This window comes from Acetomicrobium flavidum (assembly GCF_900129645.1).
Classification (GTDB): Bacteria; Synergistota; Synergistia; order Synergistales; family Acetomicrobiaceae; genus Acetomicrobium; species Acetomicrobium flavidum.
The window spans coordinates 1,177,949-1,194,995 of the sequence record NZ_FSQZ01000001.1; the positions used below are offsets into that span (position 1 = coordinate 1,177,949).

The following is a 17,047-nucleotide window of genomic DNA, read 5'->3' on the forward strand; positions in this document are numbered from 1 at the left end:
ATGGGCTACGTTAATGATGCAAGCGAAGGGGAAAAGGGAAACGACAGCGATTTCATCCGTTCCGTAATGGGGATGGGCAAGGAAGCGCTGAAGCTGCTTTATCGCCTGAACACCGACGAGATCACGTTGGACCAGTTCGTCGAGGGGATGGCCTCGCTCAACGCCGCCGATCTATTGGCCGAATATTGGGCTTACGACGAGGGGGACGAGCGGGCCTTCGACGTAGCCAGGCAGATTTTATGGCTCATAAGCTCCCTTGAAAGCGATGCCTACAATCAGTTCGAGCTCTACGGGATAACCGCCTTCCACGAGGATTTCCGCGAACTTCGGGATTATCTTTTAACGCTAGAAAAATATTGTGGCATAAAGCTGTGATGCCTGCCTTCAGGTAATTTGCCGGTAAAGACGAAGCTTCCATAACATAGTGGAAGCTTATCTTTGCGGCTTTTTGTAGGGTTCGTCAATCGATATGCGGTAAAAATTTGTACTAAGTATACAAAAGACCTGATGACTGGATATGCCATGTGATGTTATGATCTACCCAGCATCTTCGAACAGGAGTGATCTCATGAAAAGCTGCCTCCACTGCGGCATATCCATCACAGGGGAAGGGCTTCGCTATGTGGAGCTCCAAAGGCAAGGCACCTCGGTCTGGTGCAGTTCGCGGGCCAAGGTTTACCTCTCAAAAAAGGCCATATGCACCGAAAGCGTTGCCGATGTAGATTTCCTTTATACTGCGCTTAAAAAATTGAAGCGAAAGATAGGAAGGTTTGGCAAAATCAGGGCTGCATTCGGGATCCCGATGAGGGATAGCTACGCCTGCTTCTTGGATTTTCCCGGCGACATGATCTTCGATGATGTCAAAAAATCGCTTCGTTGGCGACTTGAGGAACACTTTCCCCTTTCCGGCGAAGAAGCTTACTACGATGCGGCGGAAGTGGGTTTTCCCTACGGTGGCGATTTATATGATAAAGGACCGCTTAAGAAGTATCTTGTTGTGGCATCCAGCAAATCATTTGTAGACAATATCATGAAAGCTACGACTAAAGCCGGCTTTTTCCCGACGGCCTTGGAGCCCGTATCGGTGGCGCTTTTTAGGAGCGCCTTTGCTCAATTTAAGGACAAAGACGACGCTTCAGCCGTATCTAAGGATGAATGGCAGCTATGTTTTTTCCCTGGAGGGACAATATCATTGATAGCGCTCGGCTACAGAGGAAACGAGATATTTTTCAGGCCTGTAATGGTAGGCCGCCAAATGGCCTTCGAGGATTTGGTCCAAAACGCCGCAAAGGAGATCAACTTTACCGTGGATTACCTTAGCGGATGCTATCCCCATTTTGAGATAAATAAATTGTTTTTGGTCTCATCTGCCAAAAGAGACCTTATCTTGCTCGATGCCTTAAGGTCTGCCCTTAGATTTGAGGTATCCTTGCTCGATCCTTGGGGGACGTTTTCTTACCACGAGCGGCCCAAGGGAAGCGGCTGGGAGGCCTCGCTGGGCTTGGCCCTCAGAGATATTGTATAATTGCATGAAATACCGGTGAGGTGGCATTGTCGTGTCGAATGAGGACCTATATGCACTAAGGCAGAGGATAGAATCAGTGGACGAGGGGATGCTTCGCCTTCTGGAGGAGCGCGTGAAGTTGGCCAAGGAGATAGGCAAGGTCAAGGGCGGAGATTGCATCTACGATCCCGTGAGGGAGACCGAGGTGATAGAGCGGCTTTGCCGTTTGGCCGAAGGCCTGGACCCCAGGTTTGTGAGCTTGCTGTTCAGGGAAGTCATATCCTTTTGCAGGTCCGTACAAAAGCCGACCAGGGTGGCCTGCATGGGCCCTGAGGGCTCCTTTTCCCACGAGGCCGTGATCTCATTTTTGGGCAGGTTCGTGGACGTGGTTTTCGTCGAAAATCCTGCCGAGGTGTTTGACTATGTATCGAAGGATAAGGCCGGCATTGGGGTTGTCCCCGTGGAAAACACCACGGAGGGCACTGTCTATTCCACGCTGGACGCCTTTGCCGCGGCCGAGCCCGGCATTTCCGTGATGGGCGAGGGGCAGATCCCCATAAGGCTTGTCCTGGCAAGCATGGAAGAGGACATGGCAAATATCGAAGAAGTCTACTCCCATCCTCAGCCCTTCGGTCAATGCAGGAACTGGCTTTACAAAAACTTGCCCGGGGCGCGGCAAATACCCACGTCTAGCACCAGCTTTGCGGCGAACCTGGCAAGAACAACCAAGAAAAGCGCTGCCATATGCGGAAGGCTTGCGGCGGAGCTAAGCGGATTGAAGGTCTTAGAGGAGGGCATAGAAGACCAGCCCTACAACGCCACGAGGTTTTGGCTCATCGGGCACGCCGTTGCCAGGCCCTCCGAGAGGAGCAAGACATCGATACTTTTTAACGTCGCCCACAAGCCCGGCACACTGTTTCAGGCCTTGGAGCCGTTATACCTGGCAGGCCTTAACCTTACGCTCATACAGTCGCACCCGCTTCCCGGAAACCCCTTCGAGTACTTCTTCTTCGTGGACTTCGAGGGCGACATCGAAAGCCAAAACGTCAAAGAAGCCCTCAATATCATGAAGTCAAGGGTCGAGCGCCTGCGGGTGTTGGGCTCCTATCCGCAGATCAAAAGGGTGTAAGCTGCCCTCTTGGTTTAGCACGTCGTTGCGCGGTAGGCGTCCCCTAAAAGCTCTAACGAGGTTTGAAGGACCTTACATTTTCCGCCTTCAGTGGGAAGTACCATCGTGGGCCTTCCGCCCACGAATTTTTTGTCCTTCATCAGATAGGCGACGACTTCATCGAAGGGCCTGTCGGGCCTGACTGGCAGGCCGAAGAACTCGAGCAGTTCGAGCAGCTCGGCTAAGGTCTCGTCGCGGCATAGGTTGAGCATGACGGCCATGCGAGCGGCGACGACCAATCCGATGGCCACGGCGTCTCCGTGCTTTATTTCGCTGTAGCCCGAAGATGCCTCCAAGCCGTGGGCCACGGTATGGCCCAAGTTCAGGCGCGTCCTTGCACCGGATGTTTCCTTTTCGTCTTCTTTGACGATCGAGGCCTTGAGCTCGATACATCGTTTTACCATTTCAAGCAATGTATCCGGATCCCTTTCAAGGATCGATCTTCTGTTATCCGAAAGCCAGCGGAAAAACTCGCGGTCCTCTCCGAGGCCGTATTTTATGACTTCTGCCATCCCCTGCCTGAACTCCTCGTCGGGGAGGCTCAGGAGGCAATTGACGTCGACGATGACGCAGCAGGGCTGATGAAACGTGCCTACGAGGTTTTTGCCCTCAGGCAGGTTTACGGCCGTCTTTCCCCCGATGGAGCTGTCCACCTGCGCGATGAGGGTGGTGGGGATATGTACGATATCTATGCCCCGCATCCATGTGGAGGCGGCAAAGCCCGCCGCATCTCCCACGCAGCCTCCGCCTACGGCAAGAATTAAGCCCTTCCTGTCCACTCCGCACTGGCTCAACTTTTCGTAGATGGCCGAAACCTGGCGCAGGGTCTTTCCTTCCTCGCCTCGGGGGAGGAGGTGAAAGCCCGAAGCCTCTTTGATCTTCCTTGCAAACATCGTAAACGTAATGGGATCGCTTATTATGAAGGGCTTTCCGCTGTGAATGCCAAGGAATGCCTCAAGGGTGTCATTTAAGGCCTTATCCGAGGTGAGTATTCCTCTTCCAACGATCACGGGATAGCTCGCGCCCTTCGTCTTTACCTGCAAGGTCTCACATCTTGTCTTTGGCATGTCTTTGGCCACATCAAGGCCGAGGCCCTGTACTATGAGCGAAGCCACCTCGTCGACTAAGATCTCGTCGGTCGACACGCGAAAGTGCGCGTCCTTGTAGGCATCGCGCCGCTTGTTCAACAGCTCGGCTACGTTGTCTTCCCTTAAAAGCGGCCTTTTGCCCGGTTGGTTTGATGCGCGCTTTATTATGGTGTTCACGGCTGCATCCAGCATTATCAGGGTGCCGTTTGCCATTATCTTTGCCTTGTTCTCGGGGTTGACGAGCACGCCTCCGCCCAGGCCTACTATGACGTTTTTGAGCTTAAAGGTCTCGTCGAGCACGCGCCTTTCAAGCTCGCGAAAATGGCCTTCGCCGCAGGTGGCAAATATTTCTGCAATACTCATGCCTGCCATGGCCTCTATCAGGTCGTCGGTGTCCAGGAAGGGCAATCCCGTTAGCTCCGATAGCTTGCTTCCCACGGAGGTCTTGCCGGCGGCCATGAATCCCCCGAGGTACAACCTGAATGAAGTCCCCTTTAGATCCGGTTTATCTTTTTTTATCGTTTCAACCGTTTGGGTTGCCGTCACATTATGCATGAAGCATCCTCCTTGTCCGTTCTATATGTTCTTTGAGACGACCTTTCAGGTCTTCCATCCTGTCGCCGCCAAACTGCTCGCATATGGCTTGCGCAAGCGCCAGCGACGTCATGGCCTCTCCTACGACGCAGGCAGCCGGCACGACGCAGACATCTCCTCTTTCCACGTGGGCAGTGGCGCCCTGCTTGGTTTGGACGTCAAAGGTGTGAAGTGGCTTTTTAAGCGTGGGGATGGGCTTTAAGGCCACGCGAACTAGGATGTCCTGACCGTTTGTTACGCCACCTTCGATGCCGCCGGCGTTGTTCGTGCTTCGCCCCCATTGGTCCGATAAGAGGACAAATTCATCGTGCACCTCGCTTCCGGGCTTCTTTGAAAGCTCGAAACCTCCCCCGATCTCCACGCCCTTGGCCGAAGGGATTGCCATCAAAGCCTGGGTCAGCCGGCCGTCCAAGCGCCTGTCCCATTCGCCGTAGGAGCCTATGCCTGCCGGGACGTTTTTTACGACGACCGCAAAGGTTCCGCCAAGGGAGTCGCCGCTTTGTTCAGCCTCATCTATTGCCCTTCTAAGTCGGGCTTCCACATTGCGTCCTGCAACTCCCATGTCTGAGCTGTATGCCTCGGCCCATTTTTCGTCGCTTTCCGGCAAATCTGCGATTTCCGTTCCTATGGACGTAACGGCACTTCTTACGGTGATTCCAAGTTCGATTAAAAAGATTTTGCAGATCGCGCCTGCCACGGTCCAGGCAGCTGTCGCCCTTGCGCTTGCCCTCTCTAAGACATTTCTTGCCTCTTCAAATCCGAACTTTGCCATGCCCGCAAAGTCGGCATGTCCGGGCCTCGGTCGCGTCACGGCCTTTTGTGCCGCTTCTTCCTTGTCAACTTTGAAGGGGTCCATGGCGCCTATCCACTTTTCCCATTCGCTGTTTCGAAGGACGACCCCGATCGGGTTTCCCGTTGTATGTCCTCCCCTGACGCCTCCGAAAAATTCGAATTCGTCCTTTTCAAGCTTCATGCGCTCCCCGCGCCCATATCCGCGCCTCCTGCGGGCGAGGTCCTGCTCGATAAGCTCCTTTGATATTGCAAGGCCGCAGGGCATTCCCTCAAGGATGATGAGATATCCCTTCCCGTGAGATTCACCGCAGGTCAAGATGCGCAGGCTCATGATGAAACCTCCTTAAGGCATGTTTGCGTAAGTTCGGTCAGGTCGTCGAAGAAGCCCGGGTAGGATATGCTGACGCATTCCTCATCTTCGATGCAAACCGGTCCTGTCGCGACAAGGCCGGCGACGGCCATGGCCATTGCTACGCGATGATCGCCAAAGCTTTTTGCCCTGCCGCCCAAAAGGGCAGTTCTTCCTTTGATGATCCATCCGTCATCCGTCTCCTGTATCTGGGCTCCAAGGGCTTTTAGGTTTATGGCCATGGCATGTATCCTGTCGCTTTCCTTTACCCGCAGTTCCCTTGCTCCCCTTATCTCGGTTATCCCTTCGGCCTGGGTGGCGGCCACGGCCAGCACGGGAAGCTCGTCGATGAGAGAGGGGACCTCTTCGGGCGAGACGGTCGTGCCTTTAAGCCGGGAGGATCTTACGGCTACGGTGGCCGTCCTTTCCCCTCCGCTCAAGGTCTCGTCCTCGATGGCGTGATCAAGCCCCATCCTCTCAAGCACTTTCAGAAGCCCTGTCCTGGTGGGATTTACGTTGACCTCCTTTATGCGAAGCTCGCTTTCTGCAGTTATTGCGGCGGCGACTATCCAAAAGGCTGCCGCCGAGAAATCTCCCGGTATCCTCCAGCTTCCGCCCGGAATGGAGCTTGTAGGATACACCGTGACCTTGAGGCCGTCTTTAAGTACTGGGACACCTAAGTATTCAAGCATTATCTCGGTATGGTCCCTCGTGGGGGAAGGTTCAATGACTGTCGTTGCGCCCTGTGCGCCCAGACCGGCAAGCAGTATGGCCGTCTTTACCTGAGCGCTTGCCACCTGAAGGGCGTGAACGCCGCCGCTAAGCTTTCTTCCCCTGACCGCCAGGGGAAGCCTTTCGCCAAACTCGCGGCCGTCGATTTTTGCCCCCATGGCGACCAAAGGTTTTACCACTCTCCCCATGGGTCGTCTTTTCAGGCTTTCGTCTCCCGTCACGACGGCAAATAAATTCGGGATGCCCGACAGAAGGCCTAGCAAAAGGCGGGCCGTGGTGCCGGAATTTTTGGCGTCGAGCACGTCCTTCGGTTCCTTGAGACCTGCCGGTGCCTTTATTTTTACCGTGTTAAGTGCCTTGTCCTGCTCAACGGCGCATCCCATCGCCTCAAGGCATGCCAGCGTGCTGGCGCAGTCCTGTCCGGGGGAGAAATTGGATACCTCTACGCCGTCCCTCGTCAGGGCACCAAGGAAGGCCGCCCTGTGCGATATGGACTTGTCGCCGGGCACGTGAATTTCGCCATTGATTCGGCTGGTGGGGTTAATTTCTATCATTCATCTCACCTCGTTGCGCTAATAGCGCATCTCTCGACTCTTTTGCATTGGCTGCAAACTTAAGCAGTTCCTTTGGGTCCATCTTCGACATCTCCGACAAAATGTCCATGAAGTCCTTTATCGCCTGGCTTATAAAGCCTTTGTTCGTCTCCCATACGTCAGCGATGAGCCAGGGGGGACATGAAGCCACCCTGGTCGTGTCTCTGAAGCCGCCGGCTACGAATTTTGGAAGCTCTTCCTGTTGAGACGCCCTTGTGCCCGCAAGTGCCGCAAGGGCTGTGGCTAAAAACATGGGGAGGTGGCTCGTTACTGCCACTATCTCGTCGTGTTCCTCGGAGCTTACGATTACAGGATGCGAGCCTAAGGCGCAAATTAGGTCTTTAGCCAGCTCTACGGCTTTATTGCTTGACGAAGCGGTAGGCACCAATGCGCACACGGCGCCTGCAAAAAGATCCGCAGATGCGTTGTCTATGCCGCCCTTTTCCTTGCCTGCCATAGGATGAAGCCCTACGTATCTTTCCTTCCAGATGACGGATAATTCCCTTGACAACGAATGCTTGGTGCTCGCGGTATCAGTTACCGCTTTAAGCTTCTCATCAGCGCAGGGAGCGATCCTTTGGCTTAAATTGACCATTTGGCTTGGCGGCGTGGCAAGAATCAAAAGATCGACCTCTTGGACCATTTCCTCCGGCCTGCATGCTTCGGTGATCGCCCCGGAGGCAAGGGCGCGTCCTACGACATGTTCGTCCCTGTCCCAGCCAAGCACATGTTCTGCCCAGTCGCATTGATGAAGGCGTTTCCCAATTGAGCCTCCGATGAGGCCAAGGCCGATGATCCCTACGCTGCTACACTGCACTTTGAACACTCCAGAGATTTGCCCGAAATGGCAGAAAGCAGCCTCTTTATGGATCTCATGAGGTCGTCAAACTCCTCGAGGTCCAGCGATTGGTCTCCGTCGCTTACGGCCTCCTTGGGGTTGGGGTGTACCTCTACGATGAGGCCGTCTGCTCCTGCAGCCATTGCAGCCAGGCTCATGCTCGGGACCAAGGCCCTGTCGCCCGTGCCGTGGCTAGGGTCGACTATGATCGGAAGGTGGCTAAGGCTCTTTATCAAGGGCACGGCGTTTAAGTCCAGGGTGTTGCGCGTCCTTTTTTCAAAGCTCCTTATCCCGCGTTCGCACAGTATGACGTTGAAATTCCCGCCGGAGAGTATGTATTCTGCAGCCTGCAGCCATTCGTCCACGGTGGCCATCATCCCGCGCTTAAGGAGGACGGGCTTGTCGACCTTGCCCAGGGCCTTTAGCAGGGAGAAGTTCTGCATGTTGCGCGAGCCGACCTGCAGTATGTCGGCATGGGGAAGCATCAGGTCGATGTCCTCGGGGGTCATGACTTCCGTGACTATGGGAAGGCCCGTAATCCTTTTTGCCTCTGAAAGAAGGTTCAAACCTTCGACGCCCAGGCCCTGGAAGGAGTAGGGGTTAGTCCTCGGCTTGTAGGCGCCACCCCTGAGGGCCATCGCACCAGATTTCTTAATGGCCTGTGCCGTTTTAACGATCTGTTCCCTGTCTTCGACGGCACAGGGTCCCGCTATGACCAGGGCATTTCCGCCACCTATGACCACTCCGGGGGCTATTTCTACGGTGCTTTCTTCCTGCAGCCATTCGCGGCTTGCCAGCGGGAACTGGGATTTTGCTATGGTGAAATTGGCTACCTCCGGCATCTCCTGCAGCTTGCCTTCGTTTATCAAGCCCTCGGCCAGCACTATGGCTTCACAGCCATCTTTGATTATGCGCGCCCCGATGCCTGCCTCGTCTAATCTCATGAGCAGCCTTCCTGCGGATGCCCCTCTTTTCGTCGTTATGATCGCCCTTGTTGCTGTCATTTCTTTTCCCTCCTTCTTGAAATAAAAAATCCGGGGTTCGGCCTTGAGACCGAACCCCGGATTGTCTTGCTAATATGATACTTTACTATACTATATTACGATACTGCTTCCCGCCCGGCGGTCGGTCTCCATAAGAAAATTGGCCAGAAGCGTAATAATAACGCCACTGGCCGTCGCTAAAGTAATAACCGCCGGATATGGAGGCGCACATGCTACTGATGGCACTGACACATTGCCCTGATGCCGCTAGGAAACGTTCACCTATCATCATTTAGCGCCTCCTCCATTTCGCAAAGTTTTAGGTTGACAATTATGTTATACGACATGTCATAGTTTGTCAACAAGGATTTTGAAATGTCATGCATGTTTTGCAATTGAGATCGGCCTGTTAAGGGCCTTAATCAAATTTTGACCACCTGAACTCTAATGAAATTTTGCCGTAAAAGGCGAAGCTTGCCCCCTTTGACGCTGCCCAGTTCTGATTGCCGTAGTCATAATGCCACCATTCATCTGCATAGTTTATAAAGTTGGATTCTATCATGGCATTATACAAAATTCTCCTGTTGAACAGATATTCCCGCTCCTCGGGCATCAGCTCCTCATTTCTTAGCTTTTCTTCAAAGTAATGCGTGACGGAGCGCTTGGAAGTCTCGTCAAATTCGCTTCCCATGGGACATGAAAGCCCACATTCGTCGACAAGGCCAACGTCGACGGCTCCCCCCGTCATGTGGGGAGATACTTTATCGGGGTCGTTTTTTGGGGGAGAAACGAAGCGGGAGGCCATATCGAATATAGACTCGTCATCTGTATCGCTTGGGCATTCTTTCCTGAGCTCCTCGGAAAACTTAAGAAACAAGGATTGCTGGACCTTAAAGGGTCTCCAGGCATCGTAAATTACCAAACGATACCCCTTTGGCAATAGGGTTGCAGCTTTACGAAGGGCAGCGAAAGCTCCCTCCCTCATAAAGCATTCCGGTACTGCGCCATCTATGCCCTGAACGAAGTACTGGGGCCGGCATAAAATTTTCTCCGGGATGTAGCTGGCCGGGATCAATTTTTCCCCCGATTCCATTATGGGGATTTTCCATATCTCCTGCCATTTGATGCTATCAACGATTGGAATAGCAGCTTCGTGCATGTATCATCTTCTCCTTCGGAGCACCTAGTATCAAAGCCCCAGAGCTTTAGGTATATATATAGTTATAACGGGAAATAGTATGATTAAAACGAGGACAATGAGAGAGACAGCTATGAAGGGCCATATGAACTTCAATACCTCGCTTAAAGGCACCTTGCCCACGGCCGAGACTATGTAGTTGCACGCACCCATCGGAGGGGTTACCAGGGCGATGGTGACGTTTAGCGTCATGACGATGCCAAAATGCAGCGGGTCAATGCCTGCCTGCATGGCCAGCGGATAAAATATGGGCGTAAGAAGTGTCAGGGTTGCCACTTCTTCCATGAAGCAACCCACCACGAATATGATGGCGCTGAAGGTCAACATGAGTAAAATGGGACTCGAGGCAAGTCCGGCTCCGGCAAGTAGCCCGGCAAAATGCTGCGGTATTCTTTCCCATTTGAGCAGCCATCCTACCGCCTGGGCTGCGCCCATGATTAGAAATATGGAGCTGGTCGTGCGCACCGTCTCGTAAAGGGCCCCGAAAATTGCCCCTTTGTCGAGCTTTTTGGTATGAAACAGCCCTATCAGGAGGCAGTAAGCGGCGGCCAATGCCCCCGATTCCGTAGGGGTCACGACGCCTGTGACGATTCCGCCGATGATGATTATCGGCGCAAGTAGACCGGTTATGGATTGAGTTAATATATTCTTGGCCTGCGATCTTTCTTCGCCGCTCGAGACTGGGGCGCCATATCTGAAGGAATAAAAGTAATTCATGACCGCATAAGCCAAACCCAAGAGTAACCCCGGAACGATGCCGGCAGCAAATAAGCCGCCGATGGACGTGTTGGTCATGGAGGCGTAAATGATCATGAAGATCGAAGGAGGTATTATGGGGCCTATGAGAGAGCTTGCGGCGGTAAGGCCTGCAGCGTAACCTTGGTTGTAGCCTTCCTTTTTCATGGCCGGAATCAAGATCGAAGAGAGGGCAGAAGCATCTGCAGCTGCTGACCCGTTTACGCCTGCCAGTATTATGCCTGCAACTATGTTTACGTATCCCAGCCCGCCGCGTATGGAGCCCACCAGAAGCTTGGAAAAGTCTATGAGCTTATCTGTCAGGCCCGATCTGTTCATCAAAGATCCAGCCAGGACGAAAAAGGGGATGGCCATCAGGGTAAAGGAATCCATCCCGCCAAAGAGCTGCTGGCTTACTACGGGAAGAAGTGATGCGTCACCCAATACCGCTATCCCTGCAAAGGCGACCGACAGCAGCGCAAGGTAAAGAGGAAGGCCGATTAACATGAGAAAAAAGAAGAACAGCAGCAAAAGAAGCAGACTCATCTCTCGTCCCCTCCCACGACTTCTTTTCTATAGATGACAAACTCCACGAGCAGTATTCCAAGGCCCACCGGCAGGGAAAGAAGCGGTATGGTTTTGGGGATCTTTAAGCCCATCGTCCTCATGTTCCAGGTTCCAATTGCGTTATGGGCTCCGAAATAAACGATCAGCATCAGCACGATAACGCCTATGATGAACTTAAGCACGTTGAAGATGCGCTGCAGCTTCACGGGAAGCCTGGGCAGGATGAAATCTATGGCCATCATATCTCCTCGAACGTGTGCGCAGCTTGCCCCCACCATGACCATCCATATCAATGTGTATCGCGCCAACTCCTCCGTCCATATAAAGGAAGTGTGAAATAGGTACCTTGAGACGACGCCCATGAGGATGTCACATATATTTAAGGCCAAGAGCGAGCACGAGATGTAAGCGCATGCTCGCTCTATGGCCGCAGACAGCTTAGGCAAAATGTCCTTCGTCATATCCGCTGGATCCTTACTTTACGGCCTCATTTGCGGTCTTCGCGTCTTCCAGCGCCATATTTAGCCACTTTTCGTCCACGGTGGCCTTTAGCCATTCTATGTAAGCCGGCTGCCCCTTTGACCTAAAGGCGTTCATTTCCTTTTCGTTCGGGGCATAAACTTTCATTCCCTTTTCCTCGAGGAACTTTATCTGTTTAGCGTCTTGGGACTCGACCATTTGTCTGGTCATCACGTTGGCCTTATGGGCTGCTTCGGCTATCGCCTTTTGGTCGGCTTCGGGCAGTCCGTCAAAAAGATCGCCGTTTACCACCAAAAATTGGTCTGAATACTGAATGTTGGCCAAGGTCATGTATTTTTGCACCTCGTAAAGGCTTCCTATGATGATGTAGGTGGCGGGGTTCATCTGACCGTCGACTATGCCTGTTTTTAAGGCCATGTACAGCTCCGTCCAGGGGATGGGTATGCCGCTTGCGCCAAAGGCCTTATAAAGCGTCACTTGGCCTTCGTCCATTGCCCTGAACTTAAGCCCCTTGAAGTCGTCGGGGCTTTTAATCTCGCGCTTTGAGTTGGTAAAGGCAAGAAATCCTCCTTCTTCCACTGCCTCAAGCAGGACGGCGCCAGTGCGTTTTTTGAACTCCTCTTTTACCTTTGACCAATACTTGCCGGAGTCGAAGAATCGGTGGGCCGCCTTGTAGCTGTCGAACATGAAGGGAATCGATGCTGCGTAGGCTTCAGGCAATACGGGAGCTATGCCGGCGTATGACGCAACGTTTATGATGGGTTGGTTAAGCCCGCTCTTTGTCAAAAGCTGCATGCGTTCCTCTTCAGTGCCCAGCTGGCTGTCGGGGTAAAGCTCGATCTTGATCTTGCCCCCAAGCTTGTCCTCTACGAGCTTTTTGAAGTTGACTGCGTAATAGTGGACGGCGTTATTTACCTCGTCGGGCGGGCCGTTGTAAGACATCTTGATCGTCAGCGTCTTTGCCGTAGCAGACCCCGATATTGCTAACATAGACAGGACGGCGAGTAAACAGATAACAACACGCTTCATTTCTACCACTCCTCTTATGTATTTTTGTAACGTGAGCAAGTTTAAAATCATTATAATGAATTTATGCAATGCCGGTCAATGGAGGCCAAAACTTGCCACAAATTTTTTAAGGTTTCCCCCTTGTATTTTCCCTTTGGCACTGATATATTCTAAACTAACCGTTTGGCATAGTGTTCGAATTTAGGGTCAGGAGAATTTAGATGATTTTAGACAGTATGTGTCGTCATGTGGAAGTAAAAAGAATATTTGGAGATTGGTGGTGGCGTTAAAGCCGCCGCCGTAGCTCTTTTTGGGGCCACGGGGCGATAAAGTTCGCTTACGTGGCCCTTAGTTTATTTTAAGCTGACGTTAAGAGGGCCATGAAAATGGCCCTCTTAATTTTTTTTAAGGGGGGGAATGTAGCAATGGTCGATCTAAAGGTTGTCGTGGAAGAAGTCAGGGGCTTTTGCGATCTGCCGATGAAGCCCGGAGATTACTTCGAAGTAAGGGGAGGAGCGATAGTTATACCGGAAGGGGGAAAGGTTTGCCTGTGGGCGCTTCAAAGCCTTATGCCCCTTTTGCCGCTGAAACAAAGGAATATCGTCGAGGACAACGATTGGGTTCCCCATACGAACAAAATCATTTGCCCCGACCCCAAGGGGGGAGTGGTGTATCGCATTGAGCCGCTGGGGGCTAATTCGCATCCAAAGTCGGAAACACAAGATCTGCCCCTTCGCATAGTGGCTGATCCCTCAAAGTGTGTGGGATGCAGGGTCTGCGAACTGACATGCAGCTTTGTCCATGAAGGAGTTTATTGTCCCGACATGTCGCGCATAAGGGTGGAAAAGGACGAGTTGACGGGCAAAGACGAGCCCATAGCCTGTCATCAGTGCGGCACGGCACGGTGCGTACTGGCATGTCCCGTGGGAGCGCTTAAAAGAAACGCCGCTACAGGGGCGGTAGAGGTCGACGGCGATAAGTGCATAAGGTGCAAAGGCTGCGCCAAGGCGTGTCCCTTTGGGGCAATAAGGTTTCATCCCGAAAGCGGCCTTCCCATGATATGCGACCTTTGCGGAGGAGATCCCAAATGCGTCAAAGAGTGTGTGGCTAAAGCCCTGGAAGTACGGGAGAGGTAGGTGACGAACAGTGAAGGGTTCATACAGAAACAAAGTTTTGGACGTGGACCTTACTAGCGGAACGGCGAAGGTGGAGCCACTTTCGGAGATCTTGATCGAAACGTTTCTCGGGGGTAGGGGGTTTAACGTCAGGAGGTTTTTTGAGGAAGTGCCTCGCGATGTCGATCCCTTGGGCCCCGAAAACGCGCTTTATATCGGCATAGGTCCGTTGGAGGGGACTTCCTTTCCCGGAAGCTGCAGGGTTAACTTTACCGCGAGATCTCCCCAGACGGGGTTGCTAGGCGACTCAAACGCTGGCGGTTTCTTTGGGCCCGAGCTTAAGTATGCGGGCTTCGATCAGGTGGTATTGCGAGGCAGGGCTTCAAAGCCCGTGTATCTTTTCATCCACGATGAAGCTTGTGAGTTTCGTGACGCCTCAAACCTGTGGGGAAAGGATATCCCCGATACCCAAAAGGCCATCATAGAAGAGCTGGGCGACAGCCGCGTGCAGGTGGCAGCCGTAGGCCCCGCAGCCGAAAGGGGGGTTAAGTTCGCCGGAATCTTTTGCAATCTGGTGCGCGCTGCCGCCAGGACGGGCATGGGAACGGTGCTTGCGTCAAAAAACGTCAAGGCCATAGCCGTGCGGGGAACGATTCCGGTAGAGGTCGCCTTGCCCGACATGTTCGACGATCTGATTGCCGAAATAAAAAGGGAGATATTGGTTCATCCTCAGTACAAGGGCAGAATTTACCTGGGCACGACGGCATTGATGTCCTCATTGAACCAGCTGGGATGTTTGTGTACTCGCCATTATCGTACGGGAAGGTTTGAGGCCATCCATCAGGTCAGTGGGGAAAGGCTTGCCGATACCCTAAAAATCAAGGGAAAGGCCTGCTTTTCCTGCATCATTCCCTGCAGCAGATATGTTCGAATCGATGAAAAAGGCAAGACGATTCTGGCAAGCGAGGGCCCGGAATTCGAGGGGCTTGCTGCCTTTACGTCCAAGGTCGGGAACCCCGACCTCAAAGAAGGGCTTATCGCCGTAGATATGTGTAACCGCATGGGGATGGACGTGATCACCACGTCAGAGGCCATCGCCTTTTTGATGGAGCTCTATGAGAGGAGCGAAATATCAAGCTCCGATGTAGACGGCCTGGATCTTTCCTTTGGAAACATGCAAGCGGTATATGCATTGATCGAAAAGATCGCTCGCAGGGAAGGCATAGGAGATTTGCTGGGCGACGGTGCGGTCGAGGCGGCCCGAAAGTTGGGCGTGGGAGAAGAGCTGGTTATGCACGTGAAGGGCTTGGAGATATTCAAGGCAGACCCTAGAGGGCTTAAGGGTTACGCCCTTGGCCTTGCCGTGGCAAGCCGCGGGGGAGACCACTTGAGGTCTGAGCCGTCATTTGAGTTCAGCGAGGACGCGGAAGCCGCCAGAAAGTTGTACGGGACGGAAGATGCTGCCTTCAGGCTCAGGTACAAAGGCAAGGGCAGGGTGGTCAAGGACTACGAAGAACGTTGCGCCATCGCCGACTGCCTTAATGCATGCAAAAACACGCTGGTGAACATGGAGATACTGTCCTACGACAGGATGTCGACGCTTCTTCATGCGGCTACCGGGATAAAGCTAGATCCGGAAGAGATAAGGCTTATCGGCGAAAGGATCGTGAACCTTGAAAGGATGTATCTTGTCTCGCACGGCGTTACGCGTGCCGACGATACATTGCCTAAAAGGTTTACCGAAGAACCGCTGCCGGAAGAAAGCGGCCCTTCTGCGGGAAGCGTGGTAGAGCTCGATCCCATGCTTGACGAGTATTACGAATCAAGGGGATGGGACATAAATAGCGGCATCCCCAAGGAAAGCACCTTGAAGAGGCTGGGCATTCTGCATTTGGTCAACGGCGTCTTAGACGAAAGCTTGGTTTTAAGGAGGTAATTGACGTGGAAAACAGCAAAAAGGAAGTCTTGAACGGTTCGGGAGCGCTTGTTAGGGAGCTTGGCAAACTGCAGGGATACGCCACGTTGATAGGCGTATTGATAGGTTCGGGCATATTTGTGGTGATAGGTACGGCCGGAGGCATGACAGGGCCATCCGTGCCGCTGTCTTTTTTGGCCCTTTATCCTGTGATACTGTCGACGGCCATGGCCTACATGGTGTTTTTGAGCACGCCCTTGGGGGAAAGGCCGGGAGGCGCTTACCTGCACATACAGGAGACCTTCGGGAAGACCTATCCTGCCTTCATGGCCGTATGGTTTCAGTGGATTGCCTTTATGGGGGCTTTGGGGGTGCTGTCGCTGTCCTTTGGGGAATATGCCACGTTCTTCGTCAAGAAAGCAAACCCCGTTGCCGTAGCATGCGGAATACTGCTCTTGTTTTACCTGGTAAATTTGGTCGGAGTCAGGTACTACGGAAATGTTCAGACGATCATGTGCTTCGTCTTGCTCGTCTCCATCGTCATCCTGGTCGTGCCCGGGCTGTTTCACGTAAAAATTTCAAACTACAGGCCGCTTTTCCCCTTTGGGTTAAAGGGTTTTCTGGGCTCTTTGGCGCCGCTTTTCATGTCCTATGCGGGCTTTGAAGCGTTGGCCCAGGCTGCCGGAGAGACGAGGGAAGCAAGAAAAACCCTACCGATGGTGTTTTTCAAGGGCATAAGCCTGACCGTGGCGATATACGTGATAATGGCCTTCGTTGCCTTTGGGGTGCTGCCTTACGGTGAGCTTGCCAAATCTAAATCGGCAATGGCCGACGTGGCTGCCACATACCTTCCCTTTGGCGCGGCCGGCATAGTGGCCTTGGGGGCCCTCATGGCATTTACCACGTCCATTAATGCCACCCTCATGGCTCCGCCCAGGGTCCTCTTGGTGCTTGCCGAAGACGGCGTAATACCTCCTGTTTTATCCAGGGTGCACCCGAAGTTTCATACCCCCCACGTTGCCCTTACCATAAGCACGCTTGTCGCGCTGGCCCTCCTTTTGACCAAGACCTTGGACTACATCCTTGCCGTCACCCTGCAATCCATCTTCATACTTTACATCATTCATGGCGTGGCCTTGATAGCCCTTCCCTTCATAAACAAAAAACTTTACGATAGCGCCCTCTTCCGCCCAAGGAGACTTCTGATCGTGGTATGTGGTTTATTTTCCGTTTGTTGTATGATAGCTTTCAGCTATAAGATGCTCATCCAGACGTGGCCGTTGATCCTGCTTTGCGCCGTCGTCGGGACGGGAGTGTTCATATATGGCATGGCAAGGAATTTTCGCGGCGAAAGGGTTTTAAAGGGAGCCGAAAAGAGCTGATATCAT

16 protein-coding genes are annotated in these 17,047 nt (G+C 53.0%); 6 read left to right on the forward strand and 10 right to left on the reverse strand.

The window, feature by feature from the left end; all coding sequences use genetic code 11:
• The 3 genes from BUQ78_RS06060 (at position 1) to pheA (ending at position 2,633) form a co-directional block, all read left to right on the forward strand.
• Positions 1-375, forward strand: a complete 375-nt coding sequence (locus BUQ78_RS06060; RefSeq protein WP_074199603.1) for a hypothetical protein — start codon at positions 1-3, stop codon at positions 373-375.
• Between the two features lie 193 nt (positions 376-568).
• Positions 569-1,525 (forward strand): type IV pilus biogenesis protein PilM, encoded by a 957-nt coding sequence (pilM, locus tag BUQ78_RS06065; protein ID WP_074199604.1) that lies wholly within the window; start codon positions 569-571, stop codon positions 1,523-1,525.
• A gap of 31 nt (positions 1,526-1,556) precedes the next feature.
• A complete protein-coding gene (gene pheA / locus BUQ78_RS06070) occupies positions 1,557-2,633 on the forward strand; it encodes a prephenate dehydratase (protein ID WP_074199605.1) in 1,077 nt (358 codons plus the stop codon).
• A gap of 14 nt (positions 2,634-2,647) precedes the next feature.
• Here pheA and aroB read toward each other — a convergent pair whose 3' ends face one another.
• The 10 genes from aroB to BUQ78_RS06120 form a co-directional block, all read right to left on the reverse strand.
• Positions 2,648-4,315: a 3-dehydroquinate synthase gene (gene aroB, locus BUQ78_RS06075; RefSeq protein ID WP_074199606.1), complete on the reverse strand. Its 1,668-nt coding sequence runs from the start codon at positions 4,313-4,315 to the stop codon at positions 2,648-2,650.
• Positions 4,308-5,477: a chorismate synthase gene (gene aroC / locus BUQ78_RS06080; protein WP_084532251.1), complete on the reverse strand. Its 1,170-nt coding sequence runs from the start codon at positions 5,475-5,477 to the stop codon at positions 4,308-4,310. Before aroC ends, aroB begins: the two co-directional genes overlap by 8 nt.
• On the reverse strand, positions 5,474-6,781 hold the full coding sequence (gene aroA, locus BUQ78_RS06085; RefSeq protein WP_074199607.1) for a 3-phosphoshikimate 1-carboxyvinyltransferase: 1,308 nt from the start codon (positions 6,779-6,781) through the stop codon (positions 5,474-5,476). Before aroA ends, aroC begins: the two co-directional genes overlap by 4 nt.
• Entirely contained in the window at positions 6,768-7,637 is an 870-nt protein-coding gene (locus BUQ78_RS06090) for a prephenate dehydrogenase (protein WP_074199608.1), read from the reverse strand. The genes aroA and BUQ78_RS06090 overlap by 14 nt, the downstream gene beginning before the upstream one ends.
• The gene (gene aroF, locus BUQ78_RS06095) at positions 7,619-8,662 is read right to left on the reverse strand and encodes a 3-deoxy-7-phosphoheptulonate synthase (RefSeq protein ID WP_074199609.1); all 1,044 of its coding nucleotides are present in this window, start codon (positions 8,660-8,662) and stop codon (positions 7,619-7,621) included. The genes BUQ78_RS06090 and aroF overlap by 19 nt, the downstream gene beginning before the upstream one ends.
• An 85-nt stretch (positions 8,663-8,747) precedes the next feature.
• A complete protein-coding gene (locus BUQ78_RS06100) occupies positions 8,748-8,930 on the reverse strand; it encodes a hypothetical protein (protein WP_074199610.1) in 183 nt (60 codons plus the stop codon).
• A 129-nt stretch (positions 8,931-9,059) separates the two neighbouring features.
• Positions 9,060-9,800: a M15 family metallopeptidase gene (locus tag BUQ78_RS06105; RefSeq protein ID WP_074199611.1), complete on the reverse strand. Its 741-nt coding sequence runs from the start codon at positions 9,798-9,800 to the stop codon at positions 9,060-9,062.
• 30 nt (positions 9,801-9,830) lie between these two features.
• The gene (locus BUQ78_RS06110; RefSeq protein WP_074199612.1) at positions 9,831-11,120 is read right to left on the reverse strand and encodes a TRAP transporter large permease; all 1,290 of its coding nucleotides are present in this window, start codon (positions 11,118-11,120) and stop codon (positions 9,831-9,833) included.
• Positions 11,117-11,602 (reverse strand): TRAP transporter small permease, encoded by a 486-nt coding sequence (locus tag BUQ78_RS06115; RefSeq protein WP_074199613.1) that lies wholly within the window; start codon positions 11,600-11,602, stop codon positions 11,117-11,119. Before BUQ78_RS06115 ends, BUQ78_RS06110 begins: the two co-directional genes overlap by 4 nt.
• Before the next feature lie 13 nt (positions 11,603-11,615).
• Positions 11,616-12,650 (reverse strand): TRAP transporter substrate-binding protein, encoded by a 1,035-nt coding sequence (locus tag BUQ78_RS06120; RefSeq protein WP_074199614.1) that lies wholly within the window; start codon positions 12,648-12,650, stop codon positions 11,616-11,618.
• Between the two features lie 404 nt (positions 12,651-13,054).
• Between BUQ78_RS06120 and BUQ78_RS06125 the strand changes: the two genes are divergently transcribed.
• Genes BUQ78_RS06125 through BUQ78_RS06135 form a run of 3 tightly spaced genes read left to right on the forward strand, consistent with a single transcriptional unit; the run spans position 13,055 to position 17,041 of the window.
• On the forward strand, positions 13,055-13,765 hold the full coding sequence (locus BUQ78_RS06125) for a TIGR04076 family protein (RefSeq protein WP_318259542.1): 711 nt from the start codon (positions 13,055-13,057) through the stop codon (positions 13,763-13,765).
• Between the two features lie 10 nt (positions 13,766-13,775).
• On the forward strand, positions 13,776-15,680 hold the full coding sequence (locus BUQ78_RS06130) for an aldehyde ferredoxin oxidoreductase family protein (protein WP_074199615.1): 1,905 nt from the start codon (positions 13,776-13,778) through the stop codon (positions 15,678-15,680).
• Positions 15,681-15,685: 5 nt separating this feature from the next.
• Positions 15,686-17,041: an APC family permease gene (locus tag BUQ78_RS06135; protein ID WP_074199616.1), complete on the forward strand. Its 1,356-nt coding sequence runs from the start codon at positions 15,686-15,688 to the stop codon at positions 17,039-17,041.
• The last annotated feature ends 6 nt before the right edge of the window (positions 17,042-17,047 follow it).